General features: G+C 47.1%; 14 protein-coding genes. All 14 read right to left on the bottom strand.

Annotation, left to right across the window (positions count from 1 at the left end; translation table 11 throughout):
* Positions 1 to 99 precede the first annotated feature (99 nt).
* The 14 genes from E1963_RS00710 to E1963_RS00645 all read right to left on the bottom strand — a co-directional run bounded on the left by E1963_RS00710 (position 100) and on the right by E1963_RS00645 (position 14,058).
* On the bottom strand, positions 100 to 930 hold the full coding sequence (locus E1963_RS00710; RefSeq protein WP_132273983.1) for a class I SAM-dependent methyltransferase: 831 nt from the start codon (positions 928 to 930) through the stop codon (positions 100 to 102).
* Positions 931 to 1,279: 349 nt separating this feature from the next.
* Positions 1,280 to 1,921: a class II aldolase/adducin family protein gene (locus E1963_RS00705; RefSeq protein WP_132273981.1), complete on the bottom strand. Its 642-nt coding sequence runs from the start codon at positions 1,919 to 1,921 to the stop codon at positions 1,280 to 1,282.
* A gap of 28 nt (positions 1,922 to 1,949) precedes the next feature.
* Positions 1,950 to 3,050, bottom strand: a complete 1,101-nt coding sequence (buk, locus tag E1963_RS00700) for a butyrate kinase (protein ID WP_132273978.1) — start codon at positions 3,048 to 3,050, stop codon at positions 1,950 to 1,952.
* A 78-nt stretch (positions 3,051 to 3,128) separates the two neighbouring features.
* Positions 3,129 to 3,980 (bottom strand): ThuA domain-containing protein, encoded by an 852-nt coding sequence (locus E1963_RS00695; RefSeq protein WP_132273976.1) that lies wholly within the window; start codon positions 3,978 to 3,980, stop codon positions 3,129 to 3,131.
* Positions 3,981 to 4,004: 24 nt separating this feature from the next.
* The gene (locus E1963_RS00690; protein WP_132273973.1) at positions 4,005 to 4,442 is read right to left on the bottom strand and encodes a Zn-ribbon domain-containing OB-fold protein; all 438 of its coding nucleotides are present in this window, start codon (positions 4,440 to 4,442) and stop codon (positions 4,005 to 4,007) included.
* A 12-nt stretch (positions 4,443 to 4,454) separates the two neighbouring features.
* A complete protein-coding gene (locus E1963_RS00685) occupies positions 4,455 to 5,744 on the bottom strand; it encodes a thiolase family protein (protein ID WP_132273970.1) in 1,290 nt (429 codons plus the stop codon).
* An 11-nt stretch (positions 5,745 to 5,755) separates the two neighbouring features.
* Positions 5,756 to 5,995 carry an acyl carrier protein gene (locus E1963_RS00680; RefSeq protein WP_132273968.1) on the bottom strand — a complete coding sequence of 80 codons (240 nt, stop codon included), beginning with the start codon at positions 5,993 to 5,995 and terminating at the stop codon, positions 5,756 to 5,758.
* A gap of 16 nt (positions 5,996 to 6,011) precedes the next feature.
* Positions 6,012 to 6,650, bottom strand: coding sequence for a 4'-phosphopantetheinyl transferase family protein (locus tag E1963_RS00675; RefSeq protein WP_132273965.1), 639 nt, complete (start codon positions 6,648 to 6,650; stop codon positions 6,012 to 6,014).
* A gap of 15 nt (positions 6,651 to 6,665) precedes the next feature.
* Positions 6,666 to 7,565, bottom strand: a complete 900-nt coding sequence (locus E1963_RS00670) for an alpha/beta hydrolase (RefSeq protein WP_167482079.1) — start codon at positions 7,563 to 7,565, stop codon at positions 6,666 to 6,668.
* Between the two features lie 23 nt (positions 7,566 to 7,588).
* Positions 7,589 to 8,590: a phosphate acyltransferase gene (locus E1963_RS00665; RefSeq protein ID WP_132273959.1), complete on the bottom strand. Its 1,002-nt coding sequence runs from the start codon at positions 8,588 to 8,590 to the stop codon at positions 7,589 to 7,591.
* Between the two features lie 31 nt (positions 8,591 to 8,621).
* A complete protein-coding gene (locus E1963_RS00660; protein ID WP_132273956.1) occupies positions 8,622 to 10,592 on the bottom strand; it encodes an oxidoreductase in 1,971 nt (656 codons plus the stop codon).
* Positions 10,593 to 10,604: 12 nt separating this feature from the next.
* The gene (locus tag E1963_RS00655; RefSeq protein WP_132273954.1) at positions 10,605 to 11,660 is read right to left on the bottom strand and encodes an NAD(P)-dependent oxidoreductase; all 1,056 of its coding nucleotides are present in this window, start codon (positions 11,658 to 11,660) and stop codon (positions 10,605 to 10,607) included.
* The gene (locus E1963_RS00650) at positions 11,657 to 12,889 is read right to left on the bottom strand and encodes an MFS transporter (protein WP_132273951.1); all 1,233 of its coding nucleotides are present in this window, start codon (positions 12,887 to 12,889) and stop codon (positions 11,657 to 11,659) included. The genes E1963_RS00655 and E1963_RS00650 overlap by 4 nt, the downstream gene beginning before the upstream one ends.
* A 23-nt stretch (positions 12,890 to 12,912) precedes the next feature.
* Complete coding sequence (locus E1963_RS00645) at positions 12,913 to 14,058, bottom strand: iron-containing alcohol dehydrogenase family protein (RefSeq protein ID WP_132273948.1); 1,146 nt, start codon at positions 14,056 to 14,058, stop codon at positions 12,913 to 12,915.
* Positions 14,059 to 14,088: the final 30 nt, after the last annotated feature.

Genomic DNA, 14,088 nt, shown 5'->3' with positions numbered 1-14,088 from the left:
CATTTTACTACATGCAAGAGAAGCCGTCTATAGCAAGGACATGCTTGGATATGAGAAAATCAGCTGGCGGCCCGATTAAAAGCCATATGAATAATTTTGTCACTTTATAAGAAGTATGGCGATAGTAGGGCTTTCCTCACTAAACGGACCCCCTGCAACATCACCATATATCCCACATATCTTAAAGCCGACATTTCTTACTTCTTCTGCAAGCGTCTCTTTTGTGAAATAGGTGTTCCATAAATAGTAGGTGACAATCTCTTGACTTGAAACAATGATGAATTGTTCTAATGTGACACTATCAGAATATTTGCAGGTTTTATTTACTTCGACATATTCTTTCTCACGCCAGAATCCCCCATGTTTGTGCAGCTCCCAGGTTTGTTGTTCTTGAAAGCTGTTATATCTAGCCATCGAGAAAACATCTAGCAATAGCTTTCCGCCTGGCTTTAGATGTCTATATATGTTTTGTAAAACGACTCTCCGATTATCAGTTGATAATGCACCATAGTCACAGTAAATCATCGTGGATAAATCAAACGGTTTACCTATATCCAGCGTCAAATAATCCTGGCATATATATTGGATATTCAGGCCGGCCTTTTGGGCCGAACGTCTGGCGTAACCGATAGAACGCCTTGAGAAGTCAATCCCCGTTACCATATAGCCCCCTGCCGTAAATCTTTCAGCATACAATCCGGGGCCGCAGCCAACGTCCAGCAAAGACGGATAGCTTTGAGAAGGCATAATCTGCTTTATCCATGAAACAGATTTTTCGATAAAGTCCAGCTTTCTGCTTGCTCCATTAAAATCTGGATCCAGATGAGCTTTCAGCATTTGTTTTGATATATGATCATCATCCCAAAATGCAGCTTCGGTTTCTTTGTAGAGCGTAGGCAGTTCAAATCTTTTGCTAATACCATCATACATTGTTATATCCTCCTTAAATTTCGAGCAAAAATAAAAGCCGTAGATGTTACTCTACGGCTAATCCTCATAAGATGAAGAAAAGCAAGAGTAAAATAAAATCAAACTTTAGGTACGAAAACTAAACTGATAGTATCAGCCGATCCGTTCCCTATTGAATTGATTTTATCTACTCTTTTCCAGTCATATCCACACCACTGATTATGTGGCATCTGATACGCCGGACTTCCATCACCTTTTCTGTTGAATTTCGTACTTTATTCTACAGCATCTATACATTTTTGTCAATCTTGATAAAAGGGGGACAAGTGGCGCAACATGGCAAGCAGTGCATCTCGTCCTTGGTGCCTCCCTAAACAGCCTGATCAGCTTTAATTAAAGCCTGCATTGCATCTACCGCTTCCTGTGGCATTGGCTCATATGTGCCAAGCAATCTGGCATGATATTCTGTAACTGCCATCTCCTCTGTATATACCGTTGCTGACATTGCGGCTTTCATGTCTTTCCCACAGCAGAACATTCCGTGATTCTTAATGAGGCAGGCTCTGCCCTCTTCGCCCAATGCCTCGACTACCTTATCAGCTACATCATCACTTCCAGGCATTGTAAATGGCACGACTCTCACTGGTACGAATTCACACTGGGGCGGCGTTGTCGCTTTGATCTCTCCATCTCCCATTGCCATAATGGTTGCAAACATCGCATGTGTATGTACGGTTGCTTTAACATCTGGCCTTGCGCGCATGACAGCTGTGTGCATCGGTACCTCAGAGGACGGCTTGTATGGTCCGTCCAGCCATTTCCCGTTCATATCTACGATTGCGATATCCTCTGCTGTCATAGTGCTGTATGCAATCCCACTTGGTGTAATTGCAACGACATCATCTTCATCATCGCGAAGCGCAATGTTGCCGGATGTTCCTTTGATCAACCCCTGGCCTACTGCATCCAGGATTGCATCTAATACAATTTTTCTGATTCTTTCATATTTCATCTCTTCTTACCTTCCTTTGCTCTTATTTTCAAAAATCAAAGCCTGTAAAGTTGCAAACGCCACTATATTTTTTCACTTCTTCCTCGCCACTTAGCACACGGACCGCCCCGGAGGCCATCGCTTCCATCTCAAATTCCCCAGGATAGGCAGTAACAGGCGCTATCCATTCACAGGCCTCTTTGATCTGTGCGACAAGGTCTTCATTATAGACCATTCCGCCGCCAAGAAGGATACCATCCAGCTTTCCGTGGAGTGCCGCAGCCATAGAGCCAATACATTTTGTAATCTGGTAAACCATGGTATTCCATAACATTTCGGCATATTTATCGCCTTCTTTGGCTCTGTTCGTAAGTTCCAGCGCATCTGAAATGCCGGTATGATTCACGAATCCGCCATTCTTCGTACAAAGTGATCGGAGGTCTTTTAAGTCTTTATCCTGCGCATATTTTAATAAGTCGGCAACACTGATGCTGCCGCATCTGGTCGGTGCCATAGGGCCTTCCCCTCCGACAATATCGAAGCCGTCAATCATCTTTCCGTTCCGATGTGCAGATACCGAAATGCCCCCTCCAATATGGCATACGATAAAATTGCAGTCTTCATATTTCCTGCCTAAACTTGCTGCATGGCGGATTGCCGTTTCTTTCAGGTTCAATGCATGCAGGTGAATCACACGATACACGCCCTTAATTCCTGTCATTCTTGCCAAGTCCTGTAATTCATCTACGTCCGGTGGATTTACTACAAACGCTTTCGCATGATAGGACTTCGCATATTCATAAGCAATCTGCGGCCCGAGCATGGCCGGGTGCTGAACCCCATTTGCTCCGCGTGTCGCATGGTCCAGTACAAGGTCATCAATCTCGTAGGTTCCCCCATCCATCGCCAGCAGGCCGCCGCCACGTCCGACGAATGCATCCACCTGGTCAAGAGAAATCTTGTTTTCTATAAGGAGGGTATCAATCGTCTCCTTCCGGTATGCAAACTGGTCAGAAATCGTTGCATACTCTGCCAGTTTCCTGGCATCGTGGCTTACATTTCCGGAAAATAATTCTTTTCCACCTTCAAATAGCGCAATTTTCGTGGATGTTGATCCGGGATTGACTGTAAAGATTTTAAATGTTTCCATTTTTGCTCCTTTTCGGGCTACTTTCTCATGTTTTTACGGGTCCCAAAGTCATGCTTTTTCATGCCCGCATGAAACGCATTACTTTTTGACCCTGGCATTATCATAGTACGGAAACAGCTTTAAGCGGTTATCTCCTGACCTGTCTGGTTTCTCCAATGTCACTTCGCCTGTAGCGGCCCATTCCACGCCACGCACCAGCATTGTGATAAAATTGAACCGGTCAAGCGCCTCCCAATGTCCAATGGAAGTGGCGAACACACGGCCCCTGACATACTCATTGGTCCAGATAACCGGCGTATATGCATTAACGCCTGCCATATTCTCTAATTTACCGTCCGGAATCTCTACCGGATGGTGCGGCGGCGGGAAACCAGGGATCCTATAATTTTCAACATCGTCATAGATTGCTGACAGGACATGCATCCTGGCCTCCGGATGAATGATGAGCTGCGTGAACAGGTCGTCGAATACATTCATCCATTTCTTGTCAATTCCTTTTGTAATCGGATGATTCTCATCCATGGTCTCAACAAAGTGATCATCCTTAGGACAACGTCTGCAGCCCTGTTCCATAGAGCAATAGCCGCCAAGCAGTTTCCTCCATTCATCCGGCCAGTCCTCGTCGACCCATATGGACGAATGGTAAAATACAATTCCTTTTCCCTTTGACACGAACTCATACACTGCCTGTTCGCTCTTCTCCCCGAACCGCCTTGCCTTATCGGTCGGCCATGTCTTCCCGTCATAGTCTACGAAAATCACATCATACGGTTCTAGATAATCCGGTGTGATATTGCGGAATTCCTCTACAATCGCAACCTGAAAGCGTCCCGTTGCTTCCAGCAGTTCCCTTAGCCGTCCTGTTATGGCCCGTCCCTGATGTTCTGCTGTCAATAGCCCGGTCACTAACAATACATTTAATCTGTCCATTGCTGTCCTCCATCCCTTTCCGGATTATTCGTCAAGTTCAAAGAAAAGTGTCGTGTATCTTCCCATATCATAGAATACCGGGCGGACCCTTACCGGAAGATGATCTGTTATCTCTCTGGCCTTCTTCTTGCTGATTCCAAGAATGACCGCGTTCATCTCCGGCCCTTCCTCAAACTGCACTTCCCCGCACACATACTTTAATCCCATATCTTCCAGCTCGAGTCTGGCATTTAATGCACCGGTAAATACAAATGTCTTTAACATCCCTTTTCCGGTAAGTGTCGTCCACTCTGTATCATGGTAGCCACAGGCGTTGCAGGCGTGATGAGGCGGAAATTCGATTGCCCCGCACTCTTTACACTTCTTTGCGTAAATGGTGCCTTCTTTTAAGCCATTCCAGAACTTTTCTACCACATGTTCCGGATTCCAAAACTCTTCTGTACTGATTCTATTCTGATCCATCATCCATCTCCCTTAAAAGTTCGCTCTTAAAATGGTTGCACGGACATTCTGCGCTCCACCGAATCCTCTTAAGAACGTATGCTTTGGCATTTTCTTAATCTGGCGTTCCCCGGCCTCTCCACGCATCTGGACAACTGCTTCAAATACATCCGCCATTCCGGATGCGGCAAATGCATGTCCGTAAGAAGTCCGTCCGCCATTGGTGTTCATTGGTTTGTCTCCGTCATATGCCAGCCGTCCGTCAAGAGCATATTTCCAGCCTTCACCTTTCGGCAGATATCCGATCTCTTCTGCTGCAAGGAAGGCAGAGGAACCGATAAAGTCATTGACATATAACAGATCCATATCATCTGCGGTAAGCCCTGTAGCCTCATATACCTGGCGTGCTGCTTCTGCCGTTGCTTTCTTCTCCAGATGCGGTACGATGGCATCTAATACAGAGGCGCCTGTTGCCAATACTTCAATCGGCTTGTCTGTAAACTGATGGGCGATTTCAGTCGGCACTACGATACAGCAGGCCGCGCCGTCCGCTACACAGGAGTCGCTGGAAGTCCTTAGATACTGTGTCATCTTTGGATTGTTTGGGGACTTCATATAATCCCAGACATCCTCATATCCTGCCTCTTCGGCCAGCTTCTCATATGGGGTCCTGCGAATCGCACGAGGACACAATTCGGCTGCCCGTCTGAAATGATAGGCCTGATGGTTCAGTACATCGTCAACCTGGTCCGGAGTCAATCCGTTCTCTTTTGCGTAGAAGTTGATCCAGTCATCATGGTTCATCCCCGGTCCGCCGCCAAGGTATCTGCCATAGGCACGGTCAAAGATAGAATCCAAATCGGGGAACAGCACTTCTGTTGTCAGAGCGGTACGTATGTGATCCGGTGTATTGCCGTCAGGCATGCCGGTACCCTGTTCACTGCATCCGGTAAGCACCACTTCATAGGCACCGCTTGCCACTGCAAATACAGCCTCTTCCAGTGCGATATATCCGGTACAGCATCCTTCCGAGTGGGAGATGGAACCTTTTCCTCTCATGCCGAACCAGTCGGCAACCTGGAGGTTCGGTGTAATACATCCGTTTAATACATGCGGATTTGCTGAGCCGTGGAAGAAATACTGTACATCTCTCGGCTCTACCTGTGCATCTTTCATTGCATCCAATGCCGCATATCCGAACAACTCGCCATTGGTAAGGCCTTTATACTGAGGATTGCTTATACCATTGAAGAATGGCGTTGCGCCGATTCCAACGATGGACACGCTTCTCATGTTTTTACCGATTTTTACATTATGAACCACAATATCACCCCTTACATCTCTTCCATAACGAAGTCTGCCAAGTCTCCGATTGTCTTGTAGTTTCCGAATCTTGCCACCGGAATCATCACATCAAAATCGTTTTCGATGGAAGCACTCATTGCGACCCTCTGAGTAGATGCAGTTCCCAGCTCCTGTGCAATATCCGTATTCTCATCGATCGTCGCAGCATCCACTTTAAATGCCATTGCGGCGTACTCAATCATCTTTGCGATTACTTCTTCTCTTGTCATGATTTATTTCCTCCATTTACTGTTTTTTCATTGATTTCATTGTATTATGCCAGGTATCGATATGCCAGAACAGTATTTCAAAATGTGTTTGGTTTTCCGTCGCACAGGAAAGAAAATAATCATCAATTTTCGTGGTATGCAGATGACACGCAACTGGTGCTTTTATCTTATCCCAGCTGTCTTCAAACCCGGTGCCTTTTAATTTGAGCATAGCCTCATACGTTGTCCACAGCTCTGTGAATCTTTCATTTTTTGCTCTTCCTTCCAGTTGAAGCAGCTCTTCCTGCTGCTTTTCACAAAACATCTTTTTTACTGTCGCTTCATGAACATCCATAATCTTTTCTATATCAACACCGACTTCACATCCGGCAATGGCAAGCACTACCAGGTTCCCACTGTGAGAAAGGTTGAAACATGCCGTGCCCGATGCCAGCCGCGGCTTATGACAGGCATTATATGTAAGCTGTTCATCCCTGGTGACTCCCAGATGCTTGCTAAGCAAATACCCTGCCGCTAATTCCTGCCTGGCATCCCGGCATATCTTAGTGCTCCTGTACTTCATCGCGTAGCATGGCGCAATCTGCGGAAGGATTACTTCTTCTTTCCCCTGGAGCTGCCGCGTATCTGCAATGATTATTTTCGCCTTGTCCACCATAAGAAATCCTCTTTCTTATTCATGAAAAAGAGTTTCAAAAAAGGCTGTCTCTTCCTGGTTACAAGCCAGAGCTTCCGGAAGCCTGAGGTCACAATGAAAGGCATGTCCCAGCTTGTGCTTTCTGCTGGCATACAGACGAAACACGCAGTTCACTGATTTTTCCGAAAGACGTTCTGCAAATCGTATGCTCTGCATTTTCACGAAGTCATGTTCTGCAGTCATGATGAATGTGGCCGGATATCGTTCATCCACATACTGCATATAGTCAAACAGCACTATACTTTCCGGCTTCGCGGCGCCCAGGTACTCTGACACCAGGATTCTCGTGAGATCTGTTTTCTCTTCCTCCATACAGGAGAGATACACGCCACTATTTAGTGCAATTGCAGCAAACACATTTTTCTTAGGAACCACAAAGGAGAATTTCTTTGCATATTCTTCATTGGTACATATAGCAGCATACAGCCCAAGCGTATGGGCACCTGCAGAATCTCCCACGCCATAGATGCGCTCCAGATTCAACTGATAGGCTTCTGCATGCTCCATCAGCCACTGTATCAGGAAATTCAAGTCCAGGGCAGGCGATGGGAAATGGAACTCTGGGGCAAGCCGGTAATTCATATTGATGACTGCATAACCTTTCTCTGCCAATGTCATGCAATAATACTGATACCCTTCCTTTGACCCGTAGATCCATCCGCCGCCATGTACGTTGATGATAACAGGAATCCTCTCACCCTCCCGATTCTTAGGACGGTAGATATCCAGTGTATGAAAGGCTGGATCAGGCCCGTAGATGATATTGTCATAGCGGGTCATGTCGCTGCGTTCTGTCAGAGAATGTCCAAACCCTTTGATACATTCTGCCTGTGATGTTTCAAACATGTCATAAAGCATTTCCATACATCTGATCATAAAGCCTTCCCCCATCCTGAATCTTACTTACTTCCTGCTGCGCGTACCGCGCTGATTACTATATTCCCTTTAATCTCGGACACCGGTGCTCCTCTTGAGCAGTCGCACACCACTTTGTTGAAGCCCTGTAGCATAGGCCCGTATGCATTAGCATGGCCAAAGGTCTGAATCAGTTTTACCGATGTGTTACCTACATTTAAGTCCGGCCAGATCAGTATGTTCGCTTTACCGGCAACATCGCTTTCTCTTAGAACCTTCTTAGCCGCGACCTCCGGCTTGATTGCCGCGTCCAGTTGGAATTCTCCGTCTATCTTTAAATCCGGCCTCTTCTCCTTGGCAATGTGAAGTGCTTCTACCACTTTATCAATCAGTTCGCCCTGTCCGCTTCCCAGAGTCGAATAGCTGATCATTGCACATCTCGGCTCCCAGTCGAGTAAGCTCTTTACGGTCTCACAGGCAGAGACTGCAATATCCGCAAGCTGCTCTGCGGTTGGATTCGTACACACCGCGCTGTCGCCAACTGCCAATAGCGACCCCTCACTTCCTTCAAAACCCGGGATATCACAGAGGCCGATACTAGAAATAGTGCTGATTCCCGGCTTTAATCCGATGATGGTCTGCCCGGCAATCAATACATCCCCTGTGGTATTATCGATTCCCGCGAATGTAACATCCACCGCTCCGACAGCCTGCATCACCATCGCGTAATACAATGGACTCTCCATACGTCTGCCCACGGCTCTTTCCTTCAGTAGCGTCCCCGGAAGAGAAACGTAAGCGGCTATCAATTCCGCCCGATATGACTCTTCCTTCATATCGATTATGTCGAATACTTCTTCCTCATATCCTCTTTCTCTGCATAACGCTTTTATTTCTGTCCCGTCACCGACCAGGATTGGTATGACCAGCCCCTCTTTCCCTGTCTCATAAGCTGCCTGCATCATCTTTTCATTTTCCGCTTCCGGGAAAGCAACTCTCTGAGGATTTGATTTTGCCTTTGCATAAATCTGTTCCAAAATGCTCATTTATGTATGGTCCTCCTTTTTCAGATAGAATTCAGACTCTCAGTGCTGCATAATATGCCTGATTGGTCGCCTGATAGATCTGGCCCACATTGCTGCAGTCCCCTACGATATAGTATTCATCTACGCACTCACAGAGCGCATCCACCTTCTCGTACGGGGAGCGGAATCCCAGTGCGCATACAACGGAATCGGCCTCTACGACAAATGCTTCTCCATGTGACTCACATAAGACGCCGTCTGGCCTGATTTCTTTTACTTTCGTATTAACGTAGATATCTGCCGACTTCTCTACTTCTGCCATCAATCCGCCCCGGTAGAAGGAATTCACTTCCTCTGCAACGGATGGCTTCATCTCGATAATGGCGCATGCTTTCCCTTCGTGGCTGAAAGATACCGCAGCTTCGCTGCCCACAAGGCCGCCGCCCATAATCGCCACTTTCTTTCCAAGCTTTTCCGGGTGCAGTTCTGCATCAATCGCCATGATGACATGTGGCAGGTCTATTCCCTTAATGGGCGGACACAATTCGTTTGAACCAATCGCCACAAATAAGGCATCCGGATCAAATCCCCTGACATACTCTGGTGTCACTTCTGTATTCAGAATGACTTTTACGCCGGATTTTGCCACACGTTCTTCTAATACATGCTCAAACTTTATAATATCCTCTTTAAAATAAGGCGCTCCAGCAGGGTGCAGATTTCCGCCTAATTTACCGGATTTTTCTACGATTGTCACATCATGCCCTCTTCCGGCTAACGTAATTGCCGCCTGCATTCCTGCCGGGCCGCCGCCTGCAATTAAGACTTTCTTCAGGGCTTCTGGCTCTTTTCTCCCGTACTTTTCCGGAAGCTGCTGTCCCATGGTTGGATTGACGGTACATTTGACAGTCTCACTTTTGGATGTCTCCCCAAAACATTCATAACAGCGCAGGCATGGTGTGATGTCATCTGCCTTATCTTCCAATGCTTTCTGTGCCAGATATGGGTCTGCGAGAAGTGCGCGTCCGATTTCAACAATATCTGCCTGCCCGTCTGAAAGAATCTGCTCCATCTGCGCCGGGTCATTGAGGGACCCTACACATGCAACTGGTTTCTTTACATGTTTCTTGATTTCAGCGGCAAGATAGACATTGACCCCGCGTGGATAAAATGCGGACGGATGTGTCCGGCAGAACATCTCCGGGTCTTCATGGTTTCCACAGGATACGTTAAACAAATCAACCTTATCTTCCGCCATCTTCGCAACTTTGACACAGTCCTCCATCCGGAGCCCGTTTTCCGTAAGGTCATCTCCTGAGAGGCGGATTTCAATCGGGAAACGGGGGCCGACCCCTTCTCTGACAGCATCAAGTGCCATCAGCATAAATCTTGCACGGTTCTCTAATGAGCCTCCGAATTCATCTGTTCTCTTGTTGAATACAGGCGATAAAAATTGTGAGAACAGCCAGCCATGTGCCGCATGGAACTGAACCATATCGAATCCACAGTCCTTACAGAGCTTCGCACCGGTCTTATAGGACTCTACGATTTCAAAAATCAGTTCTTTTGGCATCTCCTCTACTTCACCTGCCGGCATGCTCATCTTGCTTGGCCCATAGGCAACAGACGGGCGGTCCTGGTCTCCGCCTACACTTTCCAGACCGCCGTACATTCCGCCGTGGGACAGCTGAATATTGGCATAAGCCCCGCAGTTATGGATAGCTCTTGCGGCCTGGGCCATTCCCTGCTTGACGCCAAAAGAATCTAACTGCAATTGTTTGTTGTGCGACTTCCCGGTTGCGGAATGTACGATTGCCTCTCCATAAGTGACGACACTGACACCGCCTTTTGCTTTTTCTTCCAGGTACGCAATCATCTCCGGTGTAAAATGACCTTCTGTTGTAATCATGCTTGGGCTGGTAGGCGCTGCGATGATCCTGTTTTTTAACCGTATGTTGCCAATTCTGATCGGTTCAAATAAATGTGAATACTTTTCTTTCCCTTTACAGCAGTTCTTTGCCATGGCTTTTCTCCTTTATTTTCTTACCTTCCAAATATATTTTCTTGGCTCATCCTTCAAGTATGCAAGCACTTCGTCCCCCATCATGGTTCCTGACCAGTTGTCAACGTCCGTTGTAAGTCCTGCCATATGTGGGGTGCATACGACATTCCTCATAGAGAGCAAAGGGTGGTTGGCCGGTACCGGCTCTTCCCAATAAACGTCGATAGCAGCACCGCCGATTTCCTGATTCTGAAGCGCCTCTACCAAATCCTGCTGATGGATGACCGCGGCTCTTGCAGTATTGATCAGATAAGCCGTCGGCTTCATCTTAGAAAACCAATCTTTGTTCACGATTGCTTTGGTGGATGGAAGAACCGGAAGATGGATGCTGACCATATCACTTTCCGCTAACATGATATCAAGATTCACTGCCGTTGCTCCGTCTGCCTCAATTTTTTCCGCCGGCATATAGGGATCGTACGCTAAGATTTCCATTCCAAATGCCTTTGCCCTTACTGCTACCTCACGTCCGATGGCACCATATCCTGCGATACCAAGTTTTTTCCCGTACAATTCAAAACCAATACCATAATCTGTAAATGGATGGTTCTCATCCAATGGTCCGAATGTAACGTTCTTTACATCCGGTACATCATAGAGATTCTCCTTGACCGGGCCTGTATGCTCCCCTTTAGAAAGTCCGGTACAGCTAAGCGTCAGGTTCCGTGCCGCTGCAATCATCAGACCCATGTTGAATTCCGCCACTGCCACACGGTTTCTTCCCGGTGTGTAAGACAGCTCTAGTCCCGCATCCTGAATGGCATCATGATCAACCGTCGCGGGTGTTCCTTTCGCAACTCCCATGAATTGCATCCCGGATTTGGCCCAGGCTTTTATAGTGTCTGCCCCTGCATACTCATCTCCTAACACTACGATCTCATGTCCCATACATTCTTCCCGGGTCATGTCCTCAGTGACGTTTCCTTTGCCGTGCTTTAATTCTCCGCAGATTGTGATGTCGCACTGTTCCTTGATCATCTCCATCTGCTTTTCCGGAATGGATGTGCATAATGCTACTGTTTTTTTCATTGTATTTCCTCCACTTTCTTATGTTTTGCGGGTCCCAAGCTCTGCTTTTCCATGGTGCCATGAAACGCAGGACTTTTTGACCCTGGTGTCTTCATCATCAAGAATCCGGCTGCCGCTGAGGCTGCCATTCCGATTCCTGCAATCGTATATACATTGGAAGTGCTTACTTTACCGTAAATGAACCGCGATATGGCATTCAGGACACTGGGTGATACCAACTGCCCAAAGCACATGGCACAGGTAAAGCAGGCAGAAGCCATGGCTGTGGCAACCGGTCTTACGGCATTCGCAACGTCCACCATCGCCTGTGGAATGAACATCCCCTGGGAAAATCCGCAGAGAGCCGCTGCGGCCAGGAGAATTGGCAGGTTAGACGGAAACAGGATCAAAAGGGCCGCTCCTGCCACGAAGCTTAGCATCGCTACCGGAAGTGTTGCGTTCCCGGTCACCTTCGTAACATATCCGAGCGCCAGTCCCATCACGATCTGGGCCCCGGAAAAGACACCGGTCAGGATCCCTGATACGGAACTATCTCCCGCAAGTGCACCGCTTATGTGCATTGCGATATTCGTTGTAAATGTAATCAAGAACAAGAATTCCAAAAACCCCAAAAATGCAACCTGGAACACCCGCTTATTCAAGCGTATCTTTTCTGTCTGAGTGACTTTGGAAACTCCGGTATCCGGAAGCATAGCCGCAAGGACAAGAAAAGAAAGGAATCCTATGATATTCGTAAGATAAGAATAAGTAAAACCAGGGCTTCCTAACTTTCCGCCTAACGTGGTGATGATGACCATCCCGACGCCGATGCTTGCCGCCTGTATCCCCATGACGGATACACGCTCATCCCCTTCAAAGAACTCCGCTACAACGGCCGTATTCAAGGTGCAGGCCAGTCCCAGCGCGATTCCGTACAGTGTCCTTGAGATGAACAACAGCCAGAAGCTGTCTGCAAGATACGGCAGAAATCCTGTGACGCCGGCGACAAGTGCTGCAAATAGAAGCAATTTTTTCTTACTGATCTTCACCACTAAGCCACCGGAGATTAATGCAACGATCATGGAAAGCAATGCCGGAGCGGTAATCAGCATCTGTACCAGTGATACATTGATATCCAGATAATGCTCCTGTATCTGTCCCAATACCGGCGAGACACAGTATTGCAGACCCTGTATGAATGAAATTGCTACAATCGCAAGAATGATTTTAGTTTTCTGTGTGTTATTCAATGTCTGTATTCCTCTCTATTTGATCAATACGCTTTCTTTAAAATAGCCAGGACATCTTCTTTCGTAACATTCTGTCTTGGATTGAATCCAAGCACAGGCTCATTCAGGACATCGTCTGCAACCATTTCAAAATCTTCCTCCGTAATGCCCTGCTCGGATAATGTCTTTATGCCTAACTCTTTCGTCAGTTTCAGAAGTTCCTCAGAAAGAAGATATTTATCCGTGTCTATATCGCCGGTAACCGGCAGGTCAATGGCCTTTGCAAGCTCCACCATTTTCTCGGGACAGCTCTTGGCATTAAAAGCCATTACATATGGAAGCACCGTTGCATTTGCCATTCCGTGTGCCAGTTGGAAATGGGCGCTCAAGGTATGGGCGATTCCATGTACCAGCCCAAGGTTGGCATTCGAGAACCCGAATCCCGTGATGACACAGCCTAACATCATCTGCTCCCTCGCCTCCATGTCGGAACCGTCTTTTACTGCTTTGGGCAGGTTGTGATAGATGATTTTCAGCCCCTGCAGGGAATTGTATTCGGTCAGAGGAGTTGCCATATTGGAGATATAGCTTTCCACTGCATGTGTAATTGCATCCATGCCGGTAGAAGCGGTTACGGATGCAGGCATCGTTTTGGTGAATTCCGGATCGATGATGACCTTGGAGGGCACCAGCTTATTATCGATAACGACATATTTGATGACCTTTTCCGTATCAATCAGGGCGCTGACATTGGTAATCTCGCTGGAAGTTCCGGCTGTAGTCGGAATTGCGATGAGCGGGAGCAAGTCATGTTCCACCATGCCGATTCCGCCATATCGTCCGATTGGCCCGGGATTGGTCATCAGGACGTCAATTGCTTTTGCAAGATCTATACTGCTGCCTCCTCCGACAGCCACAAAGGCATCCACCTCTTCTTCCTTGGCTATTACGGCTGCCTTTTCAACAATCTCGTTCGTCGGATTCGGGATAACTTTATCAAAAACCACGATTTCCACATCTGCCTCATTTAAGCTATGTAGCACGGTATCTGCAATACCCGCGAATTTCACACCTGCATCATAGACAAGCATTACCTTTTTAGCCTTGTACCCTTTTATGAGCTTCGGCAGCTCGTTTACAGAATTCCTGCCAAATGTAATATCACTCTTTACAAAAAATTCAAATGCCATGTTTCTTTCTCCTTTTTCCTGTCATTTTGT

It is taken from the genome of Extibacter muris, assembly GCF_004345005.1.
In the GTDB taxonomy this organism is placed as follows: Bacteria; Bacillota; Clostridia; order Lachnospirales; family Lachnospiraceae; genus Extibacter; species Extibacter muris.
This window is presented reverse-complemented; position numbering and strand designations above follow the sequence as displayed.